Origin of the sequence: Vibrio sp. SCSIO 43132 (assembly GCF_019904195.1) — a bacterium.
GTDB classification, from domain to species: Bacteria; Pseudomonadota; Gammaproteobacteria; order Enterobacterales; family Vibrionaceae; genus Vibrio; species Vibrio nigripulchritudo.
Map to the genome: position 1 here is coordinate 1,842,541 of NZ_CP063200.1, position 24,754 is coordinate 1,867,294.

The 24,754-nt window shown below is 43.4% G+C and carries 27 protein-coding genes; all 27 read right to left on the reverse strand.

Annotated features, from left to right (window positions below; genetic code table 11):
• Positions 1-59: 59 nt before the first annotated feature.
• The 27 genes from INR79_RS26525 to INR79_RS26650 all read right to left on the reverse strand — a co-directional run bounded on the left by INR79_RS26525 (position 60) and on the right by INR79_RS26650 (position 24,522).
• Positions 60-464, reverse strand: coding sequence for a VanZ family protein (locus INR79_RS26525; protein ID WP_223097830.1), 405 nt, complete (start codon positions 462-464; stop codon positions 60-62).
• Between the two features lie 30 nt (positions 465-494).
• Entirely contained in the window at positions 495-1,361 is an 867-nt protein-coding gene (galU, locus tag INR79_RS26530) for a UTP--glucose-1-phosphate uridylyltransferase GalU (RefSeq protein WP_022561778.1), read from the reverse strand.
• Positions 1,362-1,504: 143 nt separating this feature from the next.
• On the reverse strand, positions 1,505-2,812 hold the full coding sequence (locus INR79_RS26535) for an HlyD family type I secretion periplasmic adaptor subunit (RefSeq protein ID WP_004405806.1): 1,308 nt from the start codon (positions 2,810-2,812) through the stop codon (positions 1,505-1,507).
• A 10-nt stretch (positions 2,813-2,822) separates the two neighbouring features.
• Complete coding sequence (locus INR79_RS26540; protein WP_223097832.1) at positions 2,823-4,523, reverse strand: ATP-binding cassette domain-containing protein; 1,701 nt, start codon at positions 4,521-4,523, stop codon at positions 2,823-2,825.
• A 225-nt stretch (positions 4,524-4,748) separates the two neighbouring features.
• Entirely contained in the window at positions 4,749-5,657 is a 909-nt protein-coding gene (locus tag INR79_RS26545) for a hypothetical protein (protein ID WP_223097842.1), read from the reverse strand.
• Positions 5,658-6,040: 383 nt separating this feature from the next.
• The gene (locus tag INR79_RS26550; protein ID WP_223097844.1) at positions 6,041-7,294 is read right to left on the reverse strand and encodes an O-antigen ligase family protein; all 1,254 of its coding nucleotides are present in this window, start codon (positions 7,292-7,294) and stop codon (positions 6,041-6,043) included.
• 241 nt (positions 7,295-7,535) lie between these two features.
• Positions 7,536-8,789 (reverse strand): O-antigen ligase family protein, encoded by a 1,254-nt coding sequence (locus INR79_RS26555; protein ID WP_223097847.1) that lies wholly within the window; start codon positions 8,787-8,789, stop codon positions 7,536-7,538.
• Between the two features lie 2 nt (positions 8,790-8,791).
• Complete coding sequence (locus tag INR79_RS26560) at positions 8,792-9,544, reverse strand: heparin lyase I family protein (protein WP_223097849.1); 753 nt, start codon at positions 9,542-9,544, stop codon at positions 8,792-8,794.
• A gap of 1 nt (position 9,545) precedes the next feature.
• Entirely contained in the window at positions 9,546-10,268 is a 723-nt protein-coding gene (locus tag INR79_RS26565; RefSeq protein ID WP_223097851.1) for a WecB/TagA/CpsF family glycosyltransferase, read from the reverse strand.
• Positions 10,268-11,380 carry a glycosyltransferase gene (locus INR79_RS26570; protein WP_223097853.1) on the reverse strand — a complete coding sequence of 371 codons (1,113 nt, stop codon included), beginning with the start codon at positions 11,378-11,380 and terminating at the stop codon, positions 10,268-10,270. The genes INR79_RS26565 and INR79_RS26570 overlap by 1 nt, the downstream gene beginning before the upstream one ends.
• Positions 11,377-12,276 carry a glycosyltransferase family 2 protein gene (locus INR79_RS26575; RefSeq protein ID WP_223097855.1) on the reverse strand — a complete coding sequence of 300 codons (900 nt, stop codon included), beginning with the start codon at positions 12,274-12,276 and terminating at the stop codon, positions 11,377-11,379. Before INR79_RS26575 ends, INR79_RS26570 begins: the two co-directional genes overlap by 4 nt.
• A gap of 23 nt (positions 12,277-12,299) precedes the next feature.
• A complete protein-coding gene (locus INR79_RS26580; RefSeq protein ID WP_045964907.1) occupies positions 12,300-13,427 on the reverse strand; it encodes a glycosyltransferase in 1,128 nt (375 codons plus the stop codon).
• Positions 13,424-13,636, reverse strand: coding sequence for a hypothetical protein (locus INR79_RS26585; protein ID WP_045964905.1), 213 nt, complete (start codon positions 13,634-13,636; stop codon positions 13,424-13,426). Before INR79_RS26585 ends, INR79_RS26580 begins: the two co-directional genes overlap by 4 nt.
• A gap of 2 nt (positions 13,637-13,638) precedes the next feature.
• A complete protein-coding gene (locus INR79_RS28225; protein WP_262415432.1) occupies positions 13,639-13,842 on the reverse strand; it encodes a hypothetical protein in 204 nt (67 codons plus the stop codon).
• Positions 13,835-14,533, reverse strand: coding sequence for a glycosyltransferase family 2 protein (locus INR79_RS26590; protein WP_262415433.1), 699 nt, complete (start codon positions 14,531-14,533; stop codon positions 13,835-13,837). Before INR79_RS26590 ends, INR79_RS28225 begins: the two co-directional genes overlap by 8 nt.
• Before the next feature lie 84 nt (positions 14,534-14,617).
• Positions 14,618-15,685: a glycosyltransferase gene (locus tag INR79_RS26595; RefSeq protein WP_223097857.1), complete on the reverse strand. Its 1,068-nt coding sequence runs from the start codon at positions 15,683-15,685 to the stop codon at positions 14,618-14,620.
• A gap of 12 nt (positions 15,686-15,697) precedes the next feature.
• On the reverse strand, positions 15,698-17,029 hold the full coding sequence (locus INR79_RS26600) for an oligosaccharide flippase family protein (protein WP_262415481.1): 1,332 nt from the start codon (positions 17,027-17,029) through the stop codon (positions 15,698-15,700).
• Positions 17,030-17,053: 24 nt separating this feature from the next.
• Positions 17,054-17,542, reverse strand: a complete 489-nt coding sequence (locus INR79_RS26605; RefSeq protein WP_223097861.1) for a hypothetical protein — start codon at positions 17,540-17,542, stop codon at positions 17,054-17,056.
• Positions 17,543-17,641: 99 nt separating this feature from the next.
• Complete coding sequence (locus INR79_RS26610; RefSeq protein ID WP_223097863.1) at positions 17,642-18,073, reverse strand: polysaccharide pyruvyl transferase family protein; 432 nt, start codon at positions 18,071-18,073, stop codon at positions 17,642-17,644.
• Between the two features lie 18 nt (positions 18,074-18,091).
• Positions 18,092-18,388 (reverse strand): hypothetical protein, encoded by a 297-nt coding sequence (locus INR79_RS26615; protein WP_223097865.1) that lies wholly within the window; start codon positions 18,386-18,388, stop codon positions 18,092-18,094.
• 60 nt (positions 18,389-18,448) lie between these two features.
• Positions 18,449-18,853, reverse strand: a complete 405-nt coding sequence (locus tag INR79_RS26620; protein WP_223097867.1) for a glycosyltransferase — start codon at positions 18,851-18,853, stop codon at positions 18,449-18,451.
• 16 nt (positions 18,854-18,869) lie between these two features.
• Complete coding sequence (locus INR79_RS26625; RefSeq protein ID WP_223097870.1) at positions 18,870-19,067, reverse strand: glycosyltransferase family 2 protein; 198 nt, start codon at positions 19,065-19,067, stop codon at positions 18,870-18,872.
• A 10-nt stretch (positions 19,068-19,077) separates the two neighbouring features.
• The gene (locus INR79_RS26630; RefSeq protein WP_223097874.1) at positions 19,078-19,278 is read right to left on the reverse strand and encodes a hypothetical protein; all 201 of its coding nucleotides are present in this window, start codon (positions 19,276-19,278) and stop codon (positions 19,078-19,080) included.
• Positions 19,279-19,402: 124 nt separating this feature from the next.
• Complete coding sequence (locus INR79_RS26635; RefSeq protein WP_223097875.1) at positions 19,403-21,286, reverse strand: GumC family protein; 1,884 nt, start codon at positions 21,284-21,286, stop codon at positions 19,403-19,405.
• Positions 21,287-21,312: 26 nt separating this feature from the next.
• Positions 21,313-21,849 (reverse strand): polysaccharide biosynthesis/export family protein, encoded by a 537-nt coding sequence (locus INR79_RS26640; RefSeq protein WP_004401477.1) that lies wholly within the window; start codon positions 21,847-21,849, stop codon positions 21,313-21,315.
• Between the two features lie 8 nt (positions 21,850-21,857).
• The gene (locus INR79_RS26645) at positions 21,858-23,102 is read right to left on the reverse strand and encodes an outer membrane beta-barrel protein (protein WP_022590655.1); all 1,245 of its coding nucleotides are present in this window, start codon (positions 23,100-23,102) and stop codon (positions 21,858-21,860) included.
• 19 nt (positions 23,103-23,121) lie between these two features.
• Positions 23,122-24,522, reverse strand: coding sequence for an undecaprenyl-phosphate glucose phosphotransferase (locus tag INR79_RS26650; RefSeq protein ID WP_004403373.1), 1,401 nt, complete (start codon positions 24,520-24,522; stop codon positions 23,122-23,124).
• Between the last annotated feature and the right edge of the window lie 232 nt (positions 24,523-24,754).

Here is a 24,754-nt window from a genome sequence, read left to right on the forward strand (position 1 = left end):
TTTTTCGTTTAGAACATCGCACAAGTGTAATAGCAGGTAGAAATCAATGACAGCGATTTTTAGGTTGTCGGTCTGTTAAACCATTGAGCATGAGCAAATAAAGTGAAGTGGCATATCAGTACACCCGCTAGACACCCAAAAACATTGCAAGCCATATCCAGCCAGGAAAACTGCCGTGTTGGTAACCAAATCTGCAATAACTCATCTGTTATCACAAAAAATAGCAATAACGCGACCATTGGCTTGTTAGAAGCGCGACTCGCTAGTCCAGCTAACCCACCCAGTACCAAGGCAAATGCGACGTGGAAAATCAGGTCGTGTGACTGAACTGCCTGTCCAAGATCACCAGAAAGCAGACCGGCACTTTTCAAAATCGAAAGGCTAGCAACGCTTAGCACGACCAAAACAAACAGACCAACCACGAAGTTGGCATGATTGGTCTGTTGAGTATCGAAGTTTTTCATTCAATATTTCTCTGAATTCGGTTCAGAGTATTATTTCTTACCAGTCACTTCTTTTGCAAGCTCGGAAGAACGCCCTTGCAAATAAACATTTTCGTAGCAGTAGTTTGTTGCCTCGATGTAACCTTCAACACTACCACAGTCAAAACGCTGACCATCAAACTTGTACGCCAGAACACAACCAGCTTTGGCTTGCTTTAGAAGCGCATCAGTAATTTGAATTTCGCCACCTTTACCCGGCTCTGTTTGCTCGATCAGTTCGAAGATGTCTGGTGTCAGAATATAGCGACCAATGATAGCCAGATTACTTGGTGCTGTACCTGGCTCTGGTTTTTCGACCATGTCGTCAACTCGGTAGAGCTTGTCTTTGATCATCTCACCCGAGATCACGCCGTATTTGTGGGTTTCTTCAACTGGCACTTCTTCTACTGCGACAATAGAACAGCGAAACTGTTTATAAAGCGCGACCATTTGAGCGAGCACGCCTTGCGCTCTGTTTACACAAAGGTCATCAGCAAGAACCACAGCAAAAGGTTCGTCACCCACCAGCTCACGCCCTGTCAGAATCGCGTGACCCAGACCTTTCATTTCACGCTGGCGAATGTAGGTGAAATTCGCGGCATCAATAATTTCACGAATGTCGATCAACAGCTCTTCTTTGTTAGTGCCACTGATCTGATGCTCCAGTTCGTAGTTTTTGTCGAAGTGATCCATTAGAGAGTGTTTACCACGCCCTGTCACCACACACATGTCTGTCATTCCTGCCTGAATCGCTTCTTCAACCCCGTATTCAATAAGAGGTTTGTTTACGATAGGCATCATCTCTTTCGGCATTGATTTCGTTGCCGGTAAAAAGCGCGTTCCATAGCCAGCTGCCGGAAATAAGCATTTCTTGATCATTACAACTCCGTTTCTTAGTCCTGTTTGGGTCCTTGCCCAAAAAATTTATATCTTTATTGTTATTGGTAAATGTACTCGCGTGGGTATATCAAGACCTGTTGACATTACCCTCGCGATATTTCAATTGGATTTTAGTTATGTCATCAACTCTCTCGGAATGCCCTGAGAAGGCTGACTTTTAGAGGTTCGAGTAGATAGTCCAGCGGACGCTTCTCTTCGAGTAGCACATAGACTTCCGCTGGCATACCCGGATAAAGTTCCAGATCTGGATTCTTAGAAATTTCGTCTTGGTTAAGCTTTACCTTCACCTTAAACCCACTGACTTCCTCGCCGTTGGATTCAATTCTGTCTGCATCAATGTAAACCACTTCGCCATGTACTGGTGGCGTCGTCCGGAAGTTAAATGCAGAAAGACGAATTAAGGCTTGCTGACCTATTCTCACGACATCAATATCTGTCGGGTTAATTATGGCTTCGACTATCAGGCTGTCGTTGTCTGGTACAATTTCCATTAAGCTTTCACCCGCGCCAACAACTTCTCCTGATGTGTTCACCTGCAAACCAAGTACCACACCGCTAACGGGGCTCTTAACCACCGTTCGCGCCTGTACATCACTGGCTAACTTGAGCTCTGCTTCAAGCGAGATAAGAGCATTGCGAACTTCTGCAATTTTGGTTTCAACTTCAGATCGGTTGCGTTGCTGAATGGCACTCTTTTGCTGTTCAAGCTCTGAAACAGACAAGATCTGACCATCAAGTTCTGCCTGAACTGAAATGATGTCAGATACGAGCAATACTTCTGAACGCTTCAGTTCCAGCACTTTCAGACGTGAAGTGAAACCGTCGGCAAGAAGTTGATCGTGCATCTCAATTTCGTCATTAAGGAATTCGAGGGCTTGCTTACGCTGAGCGAGCATTTGAGAAGAAAATGCTCGGCGATTTTTGGTCTGTTTCAAGCGCGAATCGACAATATCCAGTTCTTTGTTACGCATGTCCACACGACTTGCGAATAGAGACTGTTGGTTCGCGATTAAGGTTTCAATTTCCAGCACCAAATGTGGAAACAAATCCTTTTCCAGATTAGGCACAAATCGATCCAGATTGCCTCGCTCTGCCAGCAGACGCTGGTATTCGATCTGACGGCTGATCCACGTTAGCTGTGTCTGCTTAAGGCGACTCTGAAAAGTGATGTCTGAGATCTTAATCAGAGGCGCACCTTTCTCGACTTGCTGTCCTTCGCGGACATACACATCGGCAACAATGCCACCTTCAAGGTGTTCTATGCTCTTACGCTTGCTTTCAACAATCACGATACCTGAAGCAATAGCGGCAGAATCGAGTTTGGCAAACCATGTCCAGGTTGCAAAGAAGCCTAGGCTAACTACTAGGAATACTAAAGCACGACGAATCAAGCGATTGTTATCTGTCATTAAGGAGAGAGAATCTTTCATATCACCGCTCCTAGTACTTAATAGCCTGATAATTGCTATGGCTAGCAATGTTCACGCTATTCTTATTCTGTTTGGGTTTGTTTTCGTAAGCATCGTGAATAACACCGTCTTTCAGCTCAACCACGTAATCCGCCAATTTCATCATCTGAGGTGAATTACTGACGAAGATGATTCCTACCCCCGCCTTTTTCCATTCATCCAGATTCTTAGCCAGTTGCTGAACCATGGCGTTATCTAAGAAAGACGTTGGTTCATCCAAAATGAGAAGTTTGGGCTGATAATAGAAGCACCTGGCGAGCGCAAGACGCTGCATTTCACTGCGAGAAAGCTCCACACCTTCAAGCCCCAGAGTTGTTCCATAACTTTGAGGAAGTTTCGCTACAAAACTGTGGCAAAGTGCCGCCTTGCTGGCTTTCACTACTTTTTCAGGTACATCCAGATCAAGGTGATCCCCGAAACCACTGATGTTGTCGGATACCGACGCATCGAATACATCTATCACCTGAGGCAAGTAGCCAATCGATTGAGCCAGACGGTTTGGATCGAGCTTATCAACATTGATGCCATTAACTCGAACCTGCCCCTGAGAGGGTGAGTAGTAGTTAGCGAGTAGCTTGAGTAACGTTGACTTACCCGAACCAGAAGCACCTTTCACCGCTAAACAGTGTCCGGGCTTGAGATTGAAGCCAATATTGTGAACCAATAATCGCTCACCGATACCACGATAGGTAACCTTATCTACGGACAACTCAATCTCGTCCATTGCGATATCCATCTTATTGTCGTCCTGATGGCTAGCAAGAATGGTGGAAATACGCTTGTAAGCTTCTTTTGACTCTAGCCAGCCAAAGTACTGGCTTGCACCCTGATCGATTGGGGCGAGGATTCTCGCCAGTAGAATTGAAGCAGCCAGCAAAGAACCCGCCATAATCTGTTCCTGAATCACCAACCAAGCACCTACGGCGAATACACCAACCTGAACACACATGCGGATGAATTTAAGTACAGTTTGCCCGTGGTTGGTCATTCGCTTAGAACGTTCATCCTGTTCCAGTGTTTTTGACTGTTTTTGTCTCCAACGATCAACGACTTTTCCGGATGCCTGATAAGACTTAAGCAACTTGCCTTTACTGAATAACTTTTGAACAGAAGACGAATGCTGAACAGAAAGCGAACGTGCCTCTTTCATATTTTTGTGGGTAAAGAGAAGCAGTAATCCGCTGACGGCACCCAATACAATAGTAGAAAGCAGCGCATACATGCCCAGTAATGGATGCAGCAAAAACAAAACGATAATAAAAATAAATGTCCAGGGGAGGTCTGACAAACTGCGATGGAACGGCGAAGCTAGATACTGTTTCGTTAACTGATGATCTTGAACGGCTTTGTGTGCTGCCGCAGCATTTTTAGATGATAAGCCTAAGCTCTTTTGAATCAGCAATTCACCAAAAGAACTGTCATAAATTGAGGACAGATTATTGAGAATCTGTTGGCGCGTATAGTCCATACAAACTTGCACTAACAGCAAGAAAATCGCAATTAAAGCGAGAAAGAGCAACGTGTCTGTACTTCTTGAAGAAAGAACGCGATCGAATACCTGCAAACTGTAAATTGGCAGTACGAGAACCAGAAGATTGGCGAATACCGAGAAAACTTGAAAATAGAAAAAGTTTTTCTTTTGGTACGTTGAGAAAGTTGACCAGAGTTTCATAGACGTATATTGCCTGCGAGTTTTTTATAATTATTCCTAACCACCCTAACTTTTGTCTGTCGCTGTTAAGAAAAGCCACAACCAAAAATTAAGAAGCCTGAGTATAGGATGCCTTTGATTCAACGGGCATATCGAAAAGTTACATTGGGAATAATTTCAAACCTGTGCATGAGCTAAGTATGAAAAGGGATCGCTTCGATAAAGCGATCCCTCAGTAATACTCAGTTAAACAGCTGGTGCGTAGTCTGAATCTGAAGTCAGAATCTGGTAAGCACCCTCTTCTGTGTACACAGTAACAGAATAGAAGTCATCCGCATTCAGACCTTGAGCGTCAAGATACATTGCTTCATCCGCAGTTAGCTCATAACTGTCGTGACCCAGAATGCTGCCATCCAACGTGATATCAATGTTGGACAGTACAAGACCGAAGCCGACTTCTGCTTCCGCGTTGTTTGCCGCCAGCAATGCGTCATCAATGGTCAATGCTGCTGGTGCAATTTTGCCTGCGCCACGAACTACTTCGAAGTTTTCAAATGATACCGTATCCGTACCACTTAGTTTCAGTACATCAAAACCTGAACCGCCATCAGCAAAACGATGTTCTGCGCCGACAGCTGGACCTAATAGACCTGATACGTCCACAACGTCATTCCCTGCTCCTGCGTCTATTTCAAAACGAGTAAATTGGGAATTCTTTGCATGGGTAATAGTGATAATATCGTTACCAAATCCGCTGTTCACTTCAAATAAATTGCCCCAGTTCAAGCTATTTGAAAACGCAGCAATAGTAATTGCATCATTACCGTTGCCCGTATCAATCGTACCGCGTTTAGCATTTGCTACCAGGATTGAAGCGCCTTGCGAATTATTATTATCAATATCTACGTCAACAAAGTTGTTTACGTAAACAAGATTATCATTGCCATCTACTTTTGCTTCCTTATAGCCTGCTTTGTTCCAGGTATCAGAAGAAAGAACCGTGGCACTCAATATGCCACCTGTGGATTCTAGGCTTACACCATCTGCTGACACGCTACCAGTTCCAATAAGAGAAAGAGCAGCGTTGCCTGCATTCAGACCTGACGCTGAGCCTGTGCCATCTGTATTCGTCGTCCCTACATAAGTTGTAGTCATTTCCATGTCTCCAATTATTAACAACACAAGTTAACCAGCATCAAGGTATAAGGCTTATTATTTTTGATGCCAGATTATTGATATCAGGAAAAATTATATTGACCTTAACATCAATTTGACACTGCCCTGACATACAATAATGACAAAATAGGACTACAGCATTAGGGTTTACTAACCTAATATTAAAGGGTTAATTAAATAAGGTGACTTTTCCTAATTTTAGGCATGACAATATTGGTCCAATTTTTTAAAAAATAATGAATAAAAAAACTCAGTACTATTTTTTTATTAGTAACAATAAATAAGAAAATAAAAGAAGAAGTGTTCAATTACATGTAGATCAAAGAGTTAGCTCTACTCATACCAAACTAATGAATTAGTGCCTAATCCGGCTGAGCTTCACCCTCTACTTCTCTAGAGTGGCAGAACAAAATCATACTTAGAACTAGAACCCATATAAAAGCGTTACTTAGCAGTACCCCACTTGACGCAGATGCAATGGTTAACCCCCCCGTAATCACACTAATTGCAATCGCTAACTGTTGTTCATAAGTGTGAGTCAGTGTCTTGGACATGAGCGCAGAAAACATACACTTACCTATCCAAACAATAACAACCATACTCCCAGGAATGCCAATGCCAAGAGCAAGATCCATATAGGAACTGTGTGTTGATCTTGCAGCCCAACCAAACGCCGCCGAATATTGATACATAATTTCAGGTCGGCTAAATACCCCTATTCCATACCCGAACAATGGTCGCTCAAATATCAACCCATAAAGAACTTCCCATAGCCCTGTTCTTCCTGTCAGAGTTGGATCTCTCCCAAGTAATATCAGAATGTCGTACAGAAACGCATTTAATAAAATGACCAGGAAAATAAGACCTGTGGAGTAAAACGCCAGCAACACTATTTTCTGGCGAATCATGGGTTTGGCTATTACAAAACGTACAAAGAAGAAAGTGGTTATAACCACCATCATTGTCAACAATGCCGTTATTGACTGAGACATAATAACCATTAGCAAACAACACAAAAATAAAATCAGTTGCTTTAAATCTCTACATTTTGATTCAAACCACCAACGCTGAAGGAAAATAATACTGATTACAGCAAAAAACGAACCTGCTCCGTTTTTATGAACAAACAACCCTCGCCACGCACCAGCATGTATACCATTCATGATCGCGTACTGTGGAAACAGGAACACATATATGACATTCAGTACGACAACTGCAGTAAAAAAGGTGACCAGCGTTTTGTATAGCACTTCGGGTCCGTAATAACGGTAATAAAGAAAGACAGGCACCGAAACAACAGAAACCGAGATTAAATACCTAAGAGCGAGACTTGAGTTTGGAGAAAATAGAATCGAAAGTAAGCTGAACGCAATAATGATGTATGCCAGTACACTGATCCTCATCTGTGCCAATATTCGTTTTCCCGTAAAGAAAAAGAATAAAGCAATAAGGGCAAGCTGTGCCATTTGCATGTACTTTTGCGGTGTGTAACTGATGTTACTAATTAAATACTGAGCAGCAGGATAACCGAATCCCATATTGGTTGATCGGATCAACACCAGATAAAACAGTGCTGTCAGACAGAAAAAATTAAAAGAATCTCTTCGAATCAGCATACTTAGTTAAGCTCCAGATCCTTTGTTCCATAACGTCGGTGGCATACATAAACCAACGAAACCGGATTTACCGTAGAAATAAATTCTTTTTGCTGAATTGTTTTTGGAGCTGGCAGGCGAAAATGCCATCATCAAAAGTGCACAAACAAAAAATACCGCTGAGTTCACTCCAAGCTAAGTTTTTTGCACGTATTCAGATGGCTGTTCGACCTAACCAACAACGAAGTCCACAGATGAGTAACTAATCCGGTTGAACTTCATCCTCTACCTCTCTTGAGTGGCAGAACAAAATCATACTTAGAACTAAAACCCATATGAAAGCATTACTTAACAACACACCACTTGAGGCAGATGCAATAGTTAAACCGCCAGTAATCACTCCAATTGCAACCGCTAACTGCTGCTCATAAGTGTGAGTTATTGTCTTAGACATGAGCGCAGAAAACATACTCTTACCTATCCAGATAAATACAGCTATGCTCCCAGGAATGCCAATACCAAGAGCGAGATCCATATAGGAACTGTGCGTAGTTTTTGCCGCCCAACCAAACGCCGAGGAATACTGATACATGATTTCCGGTCGGCTAAACACACCAATTCCATACCCGAACAACGGTCGCTCAAATATCAACCCAAATAGCACTTCCCAAAGTCCTGTTCTACCTGTCAGAGTCGGGTCTTTCCCGAGTAAGATGAGAATGTCGTACAGAAAGACATTCAATAATGTCACTGAGAAAATAAGACCTACGGAGTAAAAAGTCAGCAATACTATTTTCTGACGAATCAGTGGTTTGGCTATTACAAAACGTACGAAGAAAAAAGTGGTCATCACTATGACCATTGTCAGCAACGCCGTTATCGACTGAGACATGATAACCATTAGCAAACAACACAAGAATAAACCCAGTTGTTTCATATCCCTGCGTTTTGATTCAAACCACCAGCGCTGAAAAAATATAATACTGATCACCGCAAAGAACGAACCAGCTCCGTTTTTATGAACAAAGAGCCCTCGCCAAGAACCCGCATGCACACCATTCATGATCGCGTATTGCGGAAACACAATGACATATAAGATATTCAGCACGACGACTGCCGTAAAAAAGGTGACCAACGTGTTGTATAGCGCTTCTGGTCCGTAATACCGGTAGTAGAGAAAGACTGGTATCGAAACAACAGAAACTGAGATCAAATATCTAAGGGCAAGGCTTGAGTTTGGAGAAAATAAAATTGAAAGCAAGCTGAACGCAATAATGATGTATGCCAGCACGCTGATCCTCATCTGCGCTAATAGCCTTTTCCCTGTAAAGAAAAAGAATAAGGCAATGAGAGCAAGCTGCGCCATCTGCATGAACTTTTGCGGTGTATAGCTAATGTGACCCAATAGGTGTTGAGCAGCCGGGTAACCGAAACCCATGTTAGTGGATCGGACTAATACCAGGTAAAACAGTGCAGTCAGACAGAAAAAATTAAAAGAGTCTCTTCGAATCAGCATACTTAGTTAAGCTCCAGATCCTTAACTTTCAGGCTTATCTCGGGGTACTTATCCCAGCTTGTTGGCTTGTAAATACCCAGTTTAAAAAATGGCATTTTGGCATCGTTAAATGTGTTTGGACCGCAGGTTTCGCTTAGCAAAACCCCATTTAAATAAGTTTTGAGACACTCGTTATCAGAAGTAGACAAAACGCCTTCTATTCTAAACTGATTCCATACATTAGCTGCGTAGCTCACACCTTCGAAAAGCGTCCGAGAACGAATAGAATTACCATTTGCAGCACAGGAGCCACGTTTGGTGCTGGATATCTTCTTCTGATCCCAGCGGTTGTACATTCTGAGTTTTCCGTTTTTGGTTTCTAAAGCCATGATTGGGCAACGCCAGCTTTCTCCTTTGTCAGGGAAGGAATGAATTTGGAAATAGCTGTGCCACTGATTGGAATACTGGTAAGTATCGTTAACCAAAAAGCGAAAGCTCAAGGAGAAGGGTTTGTCTCGTTCAAGCCCTTTTTGAACTGCAATTTCACAGCGCTTCCTGCCTTTTTTAGGCTTTAGCTTGAACTCTACAGACGTGCTGAGCGATCCTTTGTCCCATAATTCTGGATGACACTCGTAAACGAATGAAACCGGATTTTCTGTAGAAATAAATTCTTCTTGTTGAAGTGTTTTTTTTGGGCTGGCTGACGAAGAAAAAGTCATCGTCAAAAGTGCACAAACGAAAAATACCGCTGAGTATCGCTTCCTGCTGACTAACATATTATCCACTCAATTTCACAATCATAGCTCGGGTCAAGAAAGTGACATTTCCAATAACATATCGATTGAACAAGCGCTTCGGCTCTCTCATTAACCGGTAAGCCCACTCTAAGCTGAGTTTTTGCACCCATTCAGGTGCTCTTTCAACCTTACCAGCTATGAAGTCTACAATAGCTCCACCGTTGATGGTCGATATGTTTGGATACGTCTCGCATATCATTTTAGACACGGCTTCTTGCTTAGGCATCCCCATTGCCATCACCACCAAATCAACCTCGTGATCGGCAAGATGTTGAACATATGCAATAGGTTCCTTAAAGCCGTCAAGAACGGTCACTATTTGTACATTCTGAGTTTCAAGTTTTTGTCTGGCAACCGTCAGTTCTTTGTTTGTTGAACCAAACAATGCCACTTTTTTCCCCTGATACACCTGAGTAAGCAATACAGGAATGAGATCGGTGCCATTGAGGTTGTATCCAGGCTCCTTACCCAGCATTTTGAAAAGGATCTTTACACCAATGCCATCTCGTAAAACCAGATCGCTCGCCATGATGGAATCGACAAAGCCCGAATTTCTGCATCCGAGATTAAAAGCATGAGCATTCAGGAATGCGATATTGAGCCGTTTTCCTTCTTCAAGATACTGACGACAATGTTGCACAACCCGATCGGTTGATTCAAATACGGTAATTTTTGAAACGAACTGACGAAATTCCAATTTCATTAAACTGCTGCCTTAATGTGGTTGAGCGCTTCTTTTGCTCGTACTGCCCAAGTGTTTTGTTTTGCAAACGCTTTTCTTTTTTCTCTTGTTGATGGAGTATCAGATTCAATTGCCTTGCCTATTGAATCAACAAACTCATCATCCGTTTCGACAACGTGGACCAGTCGTTTACCTTCCTTGTCAAAGTCACATTGGCTAGAGACAGACGGAATACCAGCAGCGCAATATTCATATAACTTCAAAGGGTTACGGTACTGATTGAAAGGAGACATTCGGTAGGGACATATTCCGACTTTAAATGTGGACATAAAATTGGGCAATTGTTCGTAAGGAACTAGCCCTGTCAGCGTTAAATTCGAATATTTGTGAGAAAGAGCCGTAATGGCGTCATTTCCAACCTTTCCTACCATCATTATGGTCATGTCAGGATAACGCTCGCAAACCTGTTCAATTAAACGCTCATCGGTCGACTGATCGATAGAACCTACAAAACCAATAACGTTTTCCGAGACAGAATCTCTGTCGAATGCATTCACCCATTCACTGCCCACAGCGTTAGGTAAATACTGTACATTTGAATGTGAAGTCAGCTTAGAAAGCTTCTCGACCAGTTGATGGCTGGTTGCGAAACATGCGGCGCTGTTAGTCACACAGGCTTTCAATGTTTGCTGATAAGAAGAGTAATGAGAAAACGGATACTCTTTATCATCATCGTAATTATCGTAGTGAGTGTAAGCGTACGGCACCCCAACCCCTTTTAAATAAAGGTATTGGTCTGGCTTGTAAAACCAGAGACAACTCACTTTGCTGCCAGAACGCTTTCCCGCTTTCGTTACTTGCCATTTGATCGGCAAGGTTACCGTGAGCCAGCGAGCAAGTGCGTTGTTCATTGTCCAGCTGACTGGCAGTAAAGTAAGTAAAGGCAGCACTTGTACGTTGCCAATCTTTTCCGGAGTCTTGTAGCTACTGTCCGCCTTTAAAAACCATTTTGGTCTTTTAAAATAAAGCAGAGGTGTGTCTTCATTACCCAACTCCTCACTTATCGCCTTGATAAAAGGACGACGATGAAATTTAAGGTACTGATCACTGATTGAAAAAATTGCAATACTCATGAGTAATGACCTGCCACTATGCCGTCATTCATGAATATCCCCTTATAAAAGCCCAGCAACCAGACAAAACCACAAAAATACATGGCGGGACATAATACGAGCAGCATGAATGGGCTGAATGCGTATTTGAGATTACGAAAATTAATTCGAGTAATTTTTGCCAGCATCATCAAAGGCAGTAGTAGCGCAAGTACCCATTTATTCATACCACTATCCTTCTTCTGATAACGAAGAAAGAACAAATTGTTCCCCGTTATATAGATTTTTTTAAGGACTTTCTTGAAGGGAGAATCCTGAATCTGGTAGCCAATCACATCAGGAAAGAAGTGCAGTGTATGACCCATGCGTACCAGCTTTTCCGTCAGTTCCGTATCTTCCATACGTGAGATATCAGTGAACCCGCCCACTTCATCAAACAGCGTTTTCTCGATGATCATGAGCGCCGAGCTTAAATTTGCGCGCTCTGTTGGCGTGCGAGAGGACTGGGATTCGTTATTAAAATAATAATGCTCGATATAGGAGGTCAGTGTTAGGTCTCCTTTTTTGTCGAGATCCAGTGCACCACCAAATATTTTCACACCATCTGCTATGTGATTTGCAACGTCTTGAAGCGCTTGTTCATCCAGAACAACATCAGCGTCAACAAAAACAAGATAATCGCCGTGTGCTGCGTTAGCCCCTATATTACGACCACCACCGGGGTTAAAACGTTTTTCTTCTTTAAACAAACGGACAAACGGGTACTGAGCACAAATCTGGTCGACTTCAATCCCCGGTGAACAATCTACAACCAATACCTCTGCGTCAACCACATCCAACTGCTTAGCCAACGCAGTCAGGTTACGTCCCAAGTGATCTTGAGATAGGTAGGATGGAATAATGACGGAAAGTTTCACTGACGTATCCCTACTAAATTTAGTTAATCCTGCTGCAGCACATTTTTATAAATGCTTTCAAGTGCTGCACACTGTTTACCTAAGTTGTGAGTCTTATGAACAAACTCGACAGCATTCTTACTGTATCGGTCCCAACGCTCATGGTCATAAGACAGGTTAACAATCGCATCGGCCAACTCGTCAACGCTTTCTTCGCTGACCACAGTCCCAGTCTCACCATCAATAATGGCTTCAGGCATGCCGCCAGTATTGAAAACCACAGCCGGCGTCCCTACTGCCTGCGCTTCCACAATAGTCAGAGCAAGCGCCTCTTCCTGCCCATTAGGCATTCTGACGCTTGGTTGTACATACACGCTTGCTCTTTGCATCCAATGTTTGACCTGTTCTGGTGTCTGCCGACCAGTAAACTCAACCTGAATGTCTTTTGAGTGAGCCAGTTTTTCAAGATGGGCTTTTTCTTCACCATCTCCCACCAGCACCAGCTTGTAGTCAGGGGCAAGTTTTTGAACTTTCGACATAGCTTCAATCAGAAATCGGTGCCCTTTTATTGGAATCATTCGACCGACACACAAAATGATTTTTTCTCGTTTTATGCTTTCAGAGGGCGTAAAGAAATCAGTATCTATACCAATGTAATGACGTATGATTTTGTCTTCAGGAAACCCAAGGCGTACCATTCGTTCTTTAATCGAGTCTGAAACGGCAATAAACTGAGTCGCCCTGTCAGCCAGTTCAAAACGCTTATCCATATACCGCAAGTGCAATCGCCCGTGCTTTTCCAATGAAGGGCGTTCAATCACATCAAAACCATGAAAAGTTACAACTAGCGGAGTATCTAATTTTTCGGCAAGAGATAAAGCCGTCAATCCATTAGGACCAAAATGAGCATGTATAAGATCTGGTCGCAAAGACTTAAAGCGGCTCAGAAGATTAGGCAAAATTATACCTAGCTTGAGCAGCCTGTCGGTTATGACTCCGAACATCCCAGATTTCACTATATGCGTTCTCGCTTCTGGTAATTGAAGCCCAGACTCTACTCTGTCACTACCAAAATATTGTGCTCGATATTGGGTAAGAGCTTCTCCCTGAGCCCGTATAAATGTCTCTGAATGCGCGAGAAGATGATTTGAAAAAATAATGACGTTATTCATATTATTTCGACTTTATTCAGAGATTGGCGAATACCCAACTGCCAGGACGAAGAAATCTGTTTTAAGCAAACAACACGGCTTGCTACGCCAATCAAGCAGGTAGCAAAAGAAATAGCCACCAAAGGCAACTCTATGTTCATCTCGGAAATCGCGAAGACAAAAGCAAATGCCATTTCAGAAACGGTCAGCGAAAAAAATGCAATGCCCATGGTTAACGACCTGCTGCGATACCATCACTGACGAATATCCCTTTATAAAAGCCCAGCATCCAGGCAAAACCACAAAAGTACATGATGGGACATAACACGAGCAGCATGAATGGGCTGAATGCGTACTTGAGATTACGAAGGTTAATCCGAGTAATTTTTGCCAGCATCATCAAAGGCAGTAGCAGTGCAAGTAGCCATTTATTCATGCCGCCATCCTTCTTTCTGATAACGGAGGAAGAAGAGATTATTCCCTGTTATGTAGATTTTTTTGATGACTTTCTTGAAGGGAGAATCCTGAATCTGATAGCCAATCACATCAGGGAAGAAATGCAGAGTATGCCCCATACGTACCAGTCTTTCCGTCAATTCGGTGTCCTGCATACGTGGAATATCACTGAATCCACCTATTTCATCAAACAGTGCTTTCTCGATGATCATAAGCGCCGAGCTTAAATTCGCGCGCTCAGTAGGCGTGCGAGAAGACTGGCTTTCATGATTAAAATAGTAATGCTCAATGTAAGAGGTAAGCGTTACATCCCCTTTTTTATCGAGATCCAGCGCGCCACCAAATATTTTCGCTCCATCTGAAGCGTGTTTTGCGACGTTTTGAAGCGCCTGTTCATCCAGGACAACATCAGCATCGGCAAAAATAAGATAATCGCCGTTTGCTGACTTAGCCCCAATATTACGCCCCCCACCAGGGTTAAAACGTTTTTCTTCTTTGAGCAAACGGACAAACGGGTACTGAGCACAAATCTGGTCGACTTCATCTCCAGGAGAACAGTCGACGACCAATACCTCTGCATCGACCTTATCCATCTGCTTAGCCAAAGCCGACAGGTTACGCCCCAAGTTATCTTGAGATTGGTAGGATGGAATAATTACGGAAAGTTTCACTGACGTATCCCTACTAAATTTTGTTAATTCTGCTGCAGCACATTCTGGTAAATACTCTCAAGTGCTACACACTGTTTATCTAAGTTATGAGTCTGACGCACAAACTCCAATGGCATTTTTACTGTATCGGTCCCAACGCTCATGGTCATAAGACAGGTTCAAAATCGCATCGGCTAACTCGTCACTGTTCTCTTGGCTAACCACGGTTCCTGTCTCACCATCAATAATGGCCTCAGGCATTCCACCAGTATTGAAAACCACAGCGGGCGTCCCCACTGCCTGTGCTTCCACAATAGCTAAGGCAAGCGCTTCTTCCTCTCCATCTGGCATTCTGATGCTAGGTTGAACATACACGCTTGCTCTCTGCATCCATTGTTTAACCTGCTCTGGTGTTTGCCGACCAGTAAACTCAACCCGAATGCCTTTGGATTGAGCCAGTTCTTCAAGCTGCGCTTTTTCTTGGCCATCTCCAACCAGCACCAGCTTGTAATCGGGGGCAAGTTTTTGAACTTTAGACATGGCTTTAACTAAGAATCGTTGCCCTTTGTAGGCAGTCATGCGCCCAACGCAAAGAATGATCTTTTCACGGTGAGTCGATTCATCTGGTGAAAAAAAATGAGTATCGATACCAATGTAATGCTGAATGATCTTACTTTCAGGAAACCCGAGTTTTACCATTCTTTCTTTTACCCACTTCGATACGGCAATAAACTGAGTCACATTGTCTGCAAGTCTCGATCTCCGATCCATATACCGGATATGCAAGCGCCCATGTTTTTCCATCGTTGGAGATTCAATGACGTCATGACCATGAAATGTGACCACAAGGGGGGCACCTAGCTTCTCTGCAAGCGACAGTGCAGTCATTCCATTTGGACCAAAATGAGCATGAATCAGTTCAGGTTTGAGCTTTCTCATTCTTCTGAGAAAGTTAGGATGCACGAAACCCAATTTAAACAAATTGTCCGCCAGAGTTCCCAGCATGCCAGTTCGAACAAGATGAATACGATCACTAGGAAGTGAAAGCCCTTTTTCAACTTGATCACTCCCTACATACTGAGCCTTGAAGTGCTTTAATGCTTCTCCCTGTGATCGGATAAACGTTTCTGAGTAGGCAAGAAGATGGTTTGAAAAAATAATGACGTTATTCATATCATTTCAACTTTATCTATTCAGAAATTGGCGGAAATCCTGCTGCCATGAGGGATACACTAATTTCATGCAAACCACATAGCTCGCCGCACCGATCAAACAGGAGGCTAGGAAAATTATCGCTAATGACGATTCAATAAACTGCCCTGAGATTACAACAGCAAACGTCATTCCAAGTGAAGCCAACCAAGCAGCGGAAACGGGTTTAATCTGGTAAAACCAGCTAAGCCCAAATATTTTGTTGTAGCCTTTCATACTAAACGGCATCGTTACGAAAACACGTAAAAGCATGCCAAATGCGGCTGCCATCGCACCGTAGGTAGCACCAAGTAATGCAGTAGTGGCTAACGCTACCAATGTAGCAACTACATCAGAAATCAAAGCTGTACTCGGTTTTGCTACCGCAGTAAATGATACTGGAACATAGATCCGAGCAAGGCTAATCACGGCGACTATGGCAAAGATCTGAGTGGGTAAAATCGCATCTAACCACTTATCACCAAACAGCCAGGGAACAAACGTTGGAGCCACTAAGGCCAACCCAACAAACAATGGCGTGACTATCATGGCAGTGAATTTTGTGGATGCCAGGAACAGTTGACGCAGCTCTTCTTTTTCGTTTTGTCGACGTGAAAATACAGGCAACGCGTAACTGAGCAACCCACTTGCAATAGCACTACGTGGCATTTCAACCATACGCCATGCAAATCCAAACAGACCGACTGCCGCTGTCCCTGATGTCACTCCGAGCAAAATTGGAATACCTCGAATTGAAGCGTCCCAACTTAAGCGTCGAACGCACAGCATCCAACCAACAGAACCTAGCTCAAAAAAGGCTTTGCGCTGAAAGCTCAGTCCAATTCTGTGGTTGGAAACCAGAAGTAGATAAGCCAGACCGACAACTTCAATCATCACTGAGTGGGCAACCACAGCGACACTGTCAAATCCATACAAGGCCAAACCAACTCCTGAAGCGGCTCCAACTAAGCGAGATAACATCGAACGTTTTGCCAATGTATCAAATCGCCCTGTACGACGAAGTATCGCTACATAAAGCGATGCCATGCTGACTAAGATGATGTGGAGTAGCGAAAATACAATTAGACCAAAAAGTTCTGTGTCTAAAGCAAGCAACCAGCAAACTACCAATATCGAAAAACTTAGGGCAACACTTAAGCTAATGCCTCCCCAAAACGCGGTATCAAAGTGCACCGACTGTGGATCTTTATGCTGAACCAGTGCATCTTCAAACAGATTGCCAAAAATGTACGCCGCCCCCTGACCAATAGACAGTGCAAGCACCGCCATACCAAATACTGACGGAGTCAGAAGCTTTGCATAAATGAAAACGTGGCGATAGAGACAATTTCATGCCAAACTTTTCAATGCAATCCACAGCAATTTGATAACACGACTATTCATTGCAGCTTTCTTTGCGTCTTCTGCGTAGGTCTCATCGAGCTTTAATCCAAGCCAGCACGTAGCATAACGTCGCAGTTTGCCGTAGCTGTTATCACGCATGACAACATCGTTACCAACAAGTAAAGACAAAATCATGCCATGAAGCCTGTCTGTATCTACAACGCTATAGGATGTAAATCGCTCAACCGCCCTTTTGATCAGGTGATTGAGTACCATTTTCCAGAATGCATCCAAACCCAAATTTAAATGCAGTTTATTTTCATATCTGGCAAGCCTTCTGGCGATGTTGTAACAACGTTCATCAAATGGTTTGAAAAGATCGTCCCAATCAAATCTGTCGCCGTCTTCACCAGTATCTGTTGCTTCGATGTCTCGTCTTCTGAGGCTTAGTGTCCCCTCGGAAGTGCGAGCAATACCTTTCCAGCGATCTGACATCGCAAACGCCATATCTGGAAGCAGTTTTAGGTTGCCTCATCGAAGGCTTCACTCATTACGTCGAATGAATGCTCATCTCGTACAAACATATAAAGATTGTTATGAAATTAAAGAGCGGCACCTTTGAGTCAACTGAGAAGGATCCTGATAATGAACCGACTGAGGCATGATCAACACTTTGTTATTGGAAATGCCTCTATGACTCGCTCGCGGAGCGACTGATGATGCGATACAGTCGCCGAAATTACCGCCACCGTGAAGGACCAAAACTGTGTCTTCTGAGATATCACGATAGAAAAGACGTTCCTGATTTCGTTCTGAAATACGGGCAACGATATTGACATTCAAAGCACGAAATAGCGCTTCTGTACCTTCCGCAATAAGTAAGTCACCGACATTGAGGTGGACAGGATAATCGATGAAAATCGCATCCTGATTCTCTAAATGAGGTCGAAAGTTATCAAGCAAAGTTTGCTTCAACGAATCCAAAATCTGCTCGTTGAATGGAATGACTGGAGCAAGGTTTTCCACGTTTTTATCCCTTTGGTTTTACTGGTACAGGCTTAGCACTTTGAAGCGCATTTTGACTCGCTGCATAACGGTCATCCCCTGAGTAGGAGAGCAGGAATCCATGTATGCCTTTGCTTGTGCGTCTGAAACACGGCTGGTTGAGTTTCCACGCACGAACCGCTTTTGGTACCATTCCAAAACCTTGGAAAAGCCCTTTAAACGTTGACCAGATAAGACCAGAACGAATACCTCTCCAGACCAGGATGCCGGTATGAAAAACTGCAGTTGGCAGGAAAGTTCTGAACTTGAAATGAAGATAAGTTTTGTTGCGGACATCAAACGTCCAACGACCACCAGTCCACGCCACTCGATGCTCAGCAGACACTTTGTGACCAATCACCACCTCAGGTGAATATTGATCTTGTAATGAGCGTTCATCAGTCGCTTCGATAGGTCAACTTCTTCATGAAGGAAGAACAGGTCTGAGTCGTAGCCTTTGATCCCATCAAATGCTTCTCTTCTCAGCATATGACCAGCACCGACAAAGCGGTCTGTGTAAAAAGTGGTTTCTGCCGCTTGGCTTGCACTGTCATGGTAAGACCAGCTTGTCAGATCATCCTCCTGACTCCCAAAACGCAAGATTCGGAAAGCCAACGCGCCCAGCTCTGGCTCGCTACGCATCAGCTCACATGCCTTAGCAAGCTGATGCTCGTCGACAAACTCTGCATCATTATCAAGAGCGACAATGAACTCTCCTGTGCCCTGATCAGATGCCTGATTTCGACCTCCAGGTACACCCAAGTTTGGCGATTACAAACTAATTGAATTCTAGAATCTTTAAGACAATGCTGACGCAATTTTGCCAGCCCGTCAGTTTAGAGCCCTGGTCAACAACGATCACCTTAAGGTCAATCCCTTGCTGTGAAAGTGCGCTATCAATAGCGTCCAGAGTATCGTCTATCCGATCCCATGACAGGATCGTAATATCAACTGATGGTGTGTTTACATTTTCCATTTTTTATAACCTAGCTGTGCTCATAGCCGTAGTACTGATAAGCATCCTGCGTTTTACTTTGATCCTGATTGAGAACAACACCTTCAATCACACTCTTGTATTTGAGCATGCGAGAAATCGCGAAATTCAGTTGATTAACCTTGGTGCTGTTTGCTTTCACTACCATGACGCAAGACGTCGTCACGTTAGCCACCAACATTGGATCGCTCACTACATTCACTGGCGGGTATCGATGATGATTCGATCATACTTTTCGCTCAGTGATTCAATCATTTCTTTATATTGTTCAGAACCAAGCAGTTCTTGAGGGTTTGGTATCAGAAGACCTGATGTCATCACATCCAGCCCTGACTCTCATGGTGATAAATACAATCTTCCAACTCTGCCCCCATCAAGAGGTGGTTGGTCATACCCGGTTGAGCATTGCTAAGACTGAACCTCTCACCAACTGATGGCTTACGTAGGTCGCAGTCAATAAGAAGCACTTTTTCCATAGCAGCAAAAGACTCTGCCAGTGCTACAGACACCGTGGTTTTGCCTTCTCCAGAAATCGGAGAGGTTACTGCAACGCACTTGCGCTTACTTTGCATAAGGCTGAGTATCAATGAGGTACGAATACTTCGAATCGACTCTCCAAAGTCTTTATGTTCTTTATCGAGGAACAGCTCAGCGCCAATCTTAGATTTTCGATACTTCTTAGCTATAATTTTAGGTACGCTACCAAGCCCAGTAAGACCCACCTTCTCTTCTACATCGGCACGACGCTCAAACGTATTTCGCATTGCCTCAAGTATGAATGCTGCTGCTAAGCCAATAATAAATGCGCTCACCGCTGAAATTGCGATAATCAACACCTTGCGTGGTTTAGCTGGTACCAATGGGATACTGGCTCGGTCCGTAAAGCGGGCAATTGCATTTTGATAGTCACTGGTTGCCGATGTTTCTTTCTGGCGAGTCAGGAACAAATCATAAAGCTGGCGGTTGGTGTTCACTTCACGGCGCAGTGTTTCAAACTCGGCTTTCTTGAGTGTTACGGACTGGAATTCTTTCTTTTTCAGTTCTAACTCTCTCTTCAAGCCGCGTTCTTGCTCCAACGCCGTTGACAGTTCTTTTTCAATACCAACAACAAGCTGCTTCAGAATCCTAGTAGAACGGTTCTGTAATGCTTTCAGCTCTGCCTGAGCACGAATCATCTTGTCGTGTTTAGGTCCATAACGTTTGGATAATTCAAATACGCGCTTTTCCGCATCCACTTCATTAGAACGGATGTCGCGAATCTGTGGGTGATTAGAGACCTGCTTGATTGCATACAGACTCGAAAGGTCGGCATCACGATTTTTCTGTAGTACAGAGTAAAGGGATTCTGCCGCTAAACGGCGATCTCTGGCTTCAGACAATTGGTTGGTAAGGTTGGTCAGCTCAGTGGTAGCCAGACTGTCGATACCAGCGGCATCCACCAATCCTTCTCGCTCCATAAACTGAGCCAGTTTTAGCTCAGAGGCTTGTAACTGGAGCTGCAACTCACCCAAACGAGAGTTAATCCAAATAGAGGCTTGTTGGTTCGCTTCTAATTGAGACTCAACGTGGTTTTGAATGTAAGCTTCACCTACCGCATTGGCCACATTGGCAGCCATTAAAGGATCTTTTGATAAGAAAGTAATGTGTACCAACTGAGTATTTTTAACCGGAGTTACTGACAAATTACTCTTAAATTCACGCAACACTCGCTGACGGTGGCTGTCTTCTAGCTGCTCGTCCAACACAGGTAAAGGCTTTTTAATGTAGTTGGATAAAACGGGTAGGTTGTATACCGTTTCTTTAGCATTTTTAATAAAAGCTTTCAGCCCAGAAGGTTCACCAGAATTTGAAATCGCATTATTTGCACTTTCAATCACACCAATACCCAAATCGCTGATCACTTTTTCTGCAATTCGGTTTGAGCGAATGATTTCGTATTGCGTTTGGTAATATTCCTGCTTACTGGTATCGACACCAACTACCTGTTCGATTGATATGACTTTTTTCTGTTGATTTTCAATTAACAACGTAGATGTTGCTTTAAATTCAGGAGTAATGGTCAATACGTAAAAGGTTACACAAGCAGTAACAAAAACAGCAAAGACAACGATAGCCAGTAAATTCCTTTTAACCAGCTGAATGTATTTACTTAAATCAATGAACTCGTCATTGCGCTTTAAGTCGTCACTTTTCACTAACATAGATTTGAATTCTTATTTTCAATGATTTAGAAGAAACTTTGCTCAATGACAATGATGTCACCAGGGTTAACAGACTGCCCAAGGGGAACCCCTTTTTGAGTCTGTCCCTCGCCATTTGGCGTAATATTGATTTTTTTACGCGCAGCTCTGTCGGTAAATCCACCAGCAAGGGCAATGGCTTTATCAACCGTTAATCCAGGTTGATACTCGTAACCGCCTGGCTTCTTCACTTCTCCATTCACGTAAATTTCACGAAAAGAAATGAAGTTAACCATCACTTTAGGGTTAATCAGGTAATCACCTTTTAACCCTTTCTCAATGGCAAGTTTAAGTTGCTGAGCTGTTTTCCCTTTTGCAACCATTTCGCCTAGGTATGGGTAATCGAAGGTGCCACTTGAGTTAATCAAAAGCTCGTTAAAAGAAAGATCCGGCTCGCCATAGACATTTATCTGAATTCGATCACCAGGTCCGATTTGGTAAGTTGTCGCAAATGACGCCGCTAGCCCCTGAAAGGACAGCAAAGAGAGCATCGCGACAAAAAAAGATAAAAATGTTTTCTTCATAACTCCAACTAATATGCAATGGCACCAGAAAGTGACCAGACTAACTGGTCATAACCGTAACCTTCCCAATTTGATGTTTTGTTCGTCTTTTTAACCCCAACAAAGAAGTCGACGATTTCATTAAACTCGTAACCCACATTGGCAGACCACTCGACTGCACGTTCATCACGCAACACACCATTCTGAAATGCCCCGGTGTATTCCTGATTACTTACTACCGCAGTTGCCCGCGTATAAATCTGCGGTCTCCAGTAATGCTTCCACCCAACATTCAGAATGGTTTCTTTTACAAAGTCCCCATCTTGATCAGGATCCCTAGCCACTTGTGAGGTCTGAATACTCCAGGTTGAGTGATACAGCGGGTTCCAGTCCAGCCCCACTAACCAACTGAGTCCAGTAAAGTCTTCACGGTCAGAATCGTCGAAGTTTTTATCCTGAATACCGACCTTGGCATATCCAGAGGTTTTCCCAGAAACATCCCATTCAAGACCAGCGTAGTAGTTGTGGGTCAAGCTATCTTGGGAAGGCACACCGTTTGCAGTGAAGTCATAATTCTTCTTAGCGATCTCGTATTCAAAAATCGCCTTTGTGTTGGTCAACCAACGATACGCAAACTTCAGTCCAGCATAACGATTGTCATAGTCTTTAAAGCGAGAACTTCTGGAGTCTGAAACACCGCCAAGATGGCGAAAATTTTTGTACTCCAAATCGCTGTAACCCAATTTGGCTTCGATTCTTCCTTTTGCTCCCGGAGCCCCGTAAATGTATGTCGTGACGATAGAGCGATTTAAATATTCCAGCGGTCTGTCAATGGCTGATGAAGTATTGTCACCTTCCGTAAGCCCGGTACCGCGAGCCTCATGTAAACTCGCGACTCTCAAGTCGGCTTTGATTGCATGACGCAAACCCAGCTTGATCAAGTTGCGGCTATCAAAGAAGTGGTCGGTGAAATTGTCTTCTGAGCTAGAAAAGTAACGCCCATGACTGAGTCTGTACGATAAAAGAAACTCGTTTTCTCGTGGTTGAAACTTCAAAGACACACCGGGGTCGACAACAAGGAAAGACGTTGAAGTCGCATCGTTTGAGTCAGACACTCTCAACAGGTTGTCATTCTGACCAAACCGGGCTTTGAACCCAGGGGCAACTTCAATACCAGACTCTGTGACAAAAGGTTCAGCTGAGATTGGAGCAACGTTTGCCAACGCCATTATTCCCGACACAAGACATAAGGAACGTTTTACGGAATACTTCATAGTCTTACTGCTCTCTGCGTTAATAAGCTGCTTTGCCTGTGAACCCTTTAAATATAGTCAGAAATACGATCTTTAGATCCATGCCAAACGACCAATTCTGGATATACGCAAGGTCAAATTCGACACGTTTTTCCATCTTGTCAATGGTGTCTGTTTCGCCTCGGTAACCATTCACCTGAGCCCAGCCAGTAATCCCCGGCTTCACTTTATGACGAAGCATGTAGCGATCGACTATTTGACGAAACTCTTCGTTATGGCTGACAGCGTGAGGTCTTGGACCAACGATAGACATTGAGCCCTGAAGAACATTAAAAAACTGAGGAAGTTCATCCAATGACGTCCGGCGAATAAAAGAACCGAAGCGAGTAACACGCGGATCGTTCTTTGTGGCTTGCTTAACTACCGCGCCGTTATCCATCACTTTCATTGAACGGAATTTCCAGACTTTGATCTTTCTTCCATCCAGACCATATCTGTCTTGCTTGAACAAAACAGGTCCTGGAGACGAAAGCTTAACGCCTAACGCTACGGCAAGAAGCACAGGTGATATCATCAGTAGAATGATGGAAGACAAAACGATGTCTTCAAGACGCTTGATCCACGAAGAGAAACCATTGAATGGCGTATCAAATACACTCAGTGTGTGAACATCACCGATGTGGTGCCATCTCGAGTGCAAAAGGTTATATGTGAAGAAATCAGGAACCAGATAGGTATTGGCTGTAGTGTCGGAAAAACGAGCCAAGAAATCTGAGATTCGCTTGTTAGCATGAAGCGGCATCGCAATGTAGACGTGTTCGATTTCGCCTTTTTTTGCTCGCTCCAAAGCTTTCTCAACATTTCCTAGAATTTTGTAAGACGTCGATTTCTGCAGGCGCTCAGCGTTTCTTTCATCGTAAAAACCTTCCAAAACTACACCGTGTTGAGAGTTGCGCTCAATCTCGCGAGCCAGCTTTAGTCCGTGTTCAGTCAAACCTATAATTACGGCCCGACGGGTATTGAACCCTTTTTTACGAAGGTTAAGTAATACGAAACGATAAACACATCGCCATAGCATTAGGATAACGGGTGCGACAACAAACCACGCACCAATAACGACACGTGAGAAATCGACACCTGTTTTTGTGAAGTAACCTAAAGCAAGAAGAATTACGGTTGCGACAAACCAAGGAAGGAGAGTCAGTTGGCACTGCTCCCGGAGCGTATTTGTACGCCATGATCGATAGAGGTTTGCACTTTCTGCGCACAGTAGATACGAGATAATCGCTATAACACCAATAAGGTTGTAATCACGATTAAACTCGCCTACATAAAGCAAGGTTAAAACAAAAAGGGAACCACCTATTATCCCAATATCAGCTAACCGAAATAAGAAAGCAAACTCAGTCTCATAAGAGCGGATCAAGCCCTTCTTTTCCATATCCATATCTGACCGATAGTTGTGTTGATTTAAAGTACACGCAATTGCGTACCTCTTTACTTATTAATTCACACCTAACCATTCAGACGAACATAGATACCTATATTATCTGTCAGGTTAAGTGTAACCATAAAAGCCAGAAAGAGCTACGCGATTAGTTATTATGATTGATAATTCGGTAGATAATTTATCGAAAAATTGAAATTATTTAAGTGGTTAAAAGAATGATTTT

Coding starts and splice junctions, on each gene's coding strand:
- INR79_RS26525 (WP_223097830.1), bottom strand. CDS start 464: ATGAAAAACTTCGATACTCAACAGACCAATCATGCCAACTTCGTGGTT.
- galU (WP_022561778.1), bottom strand. CDS start 1,361: ATGATCAAGAAATGCTTATTTCCGGCAGCTGGCTATGGAACGCGCTTT.
- INR79_RS26535 (WP_004405806.1), bottom strand. CDS start 2,812: ATGAAAGATTCTCTCTCCTTAATGACAGATAACAATCGCTTGATTCGT.
- INR79_RS26540 (WP_223097832.1), bottom strand. CDS start 4,523: ATGAAACTCTGGTCAACTTTCTCAACGTACCAAAAGAAAAACTTTTTC.
- INR79_RS26545 (WP_223097842.1), bottom strand. CDS start 5,657: ATGACTACAACTTATGTAGGGACGACGAATACAGATGGCACAGGCTCA.
- INR79_RS26550 (WP_223097844.1), bottom strand. CDS start 7,294: ATGCTGATTCGAAGAGATTCTTTTAATTTTTTCTGTCTGACAGCACTG.
- INR79_RS26555 (WP_223097847.1), bottom strand. CDS start 8,789: ATGCTGATTCGAAGAGACTCTTTTAATTTTTTCTGTCTGACTGCACTG.
- INR79_RS26560 (WP_223097849.1), bottom strand. CDS start 9,544: ATGTTAGTCAGCAGGAAGCGATACTCAGCGGTATTTTTCGTTTGTGCA.
- INR79_RS26565 (WP_223097851.1), bottom strand. CDS start 10,268: ATGAAATTGGAATTTCGTCAGTTCGTTTCAAAAATTACCGTATTTGAA.
- INR79_RS26570 (WP_223097853.1), bottom strand. CDS start 11,380: ATGAGTATTGCAATTTTTTCAATCAGTGATCAGTACCTTAAATTTCAT.
- INR79_RS26580 (WP_045964907.1), bottom strand. CDS start 13,427: ATGAATAACGTCATTATTTTTTCAAATCATCTTCTCGCGCATTCAGAG.
- INR79_RS26585 (WP_045964905.1), bottom strand. CDS start 13,636: ATGGGCATTGCATTTTTTTCGCTGACCGTTTCTGAAATGGCATTTGCT.
- INR79_RS28225 (WP_262415432.1), bottom strand. CDS start 13,842: ATGAATAAATGGCTACTTGCACTGCTACTGCCTTTGATGATGCTGGCA.
- INR79_RS26595 (WP_223097857.1), bottom strand. CDS start 15,685: ATGAATAACGTCATTATTTTTTCAAACCATCTTCTTGCCTACTCAGAA.
- INR79_RS26605 (WP_223097861.1), bottom strand. CDS start 17,542: ATGTCAGATCGCTGGAAAGGTATTGCTCGCACTTCCGAGGGGACACTA.
- INR79_RS26615 (WP_223097865.1), bottom strand. CDS start 18,388: ATGTCCGCAACAAAACTTATCTTCATTTCAAGTTCAGAACTTTCCTGC.
- INR79_RS26625 (WP_223097870.1), bottom strand. CDS start 19,067: ATGGAAAATGTAAACACACCATCAGTTGATATTACGATCCTGTCATGG.
- INR79_RS26635 (WP_223097875.1), bottom strand. CDS start 21,286: ATGTTAGTGAAAAGTGACGACTTAAAGCGCAATGACGAGTTCATTGAT.
- INR79_RS26640 (WP_004401477.1), bottom strand. CDS start 21,849: ATGAAGAAAACATTTTTATCTTTTTTTGTCGCGATGCTCTCTTTGCTG.
- INR79_RS26645 (WP_022590655.1), bottom strand. CDS start 23,102: ATGAAGTATTCCGTAAAACGTTCCTTATGTCTTGTGTCGGGAATAATG.
- INR79_RS26650 (WP_004403373.1), bottom strand. CDS start 24,522: ATGGAAAAGAAGGGCTTGATCCGCTCTTATGAGACTGAGTTTGCTTTC.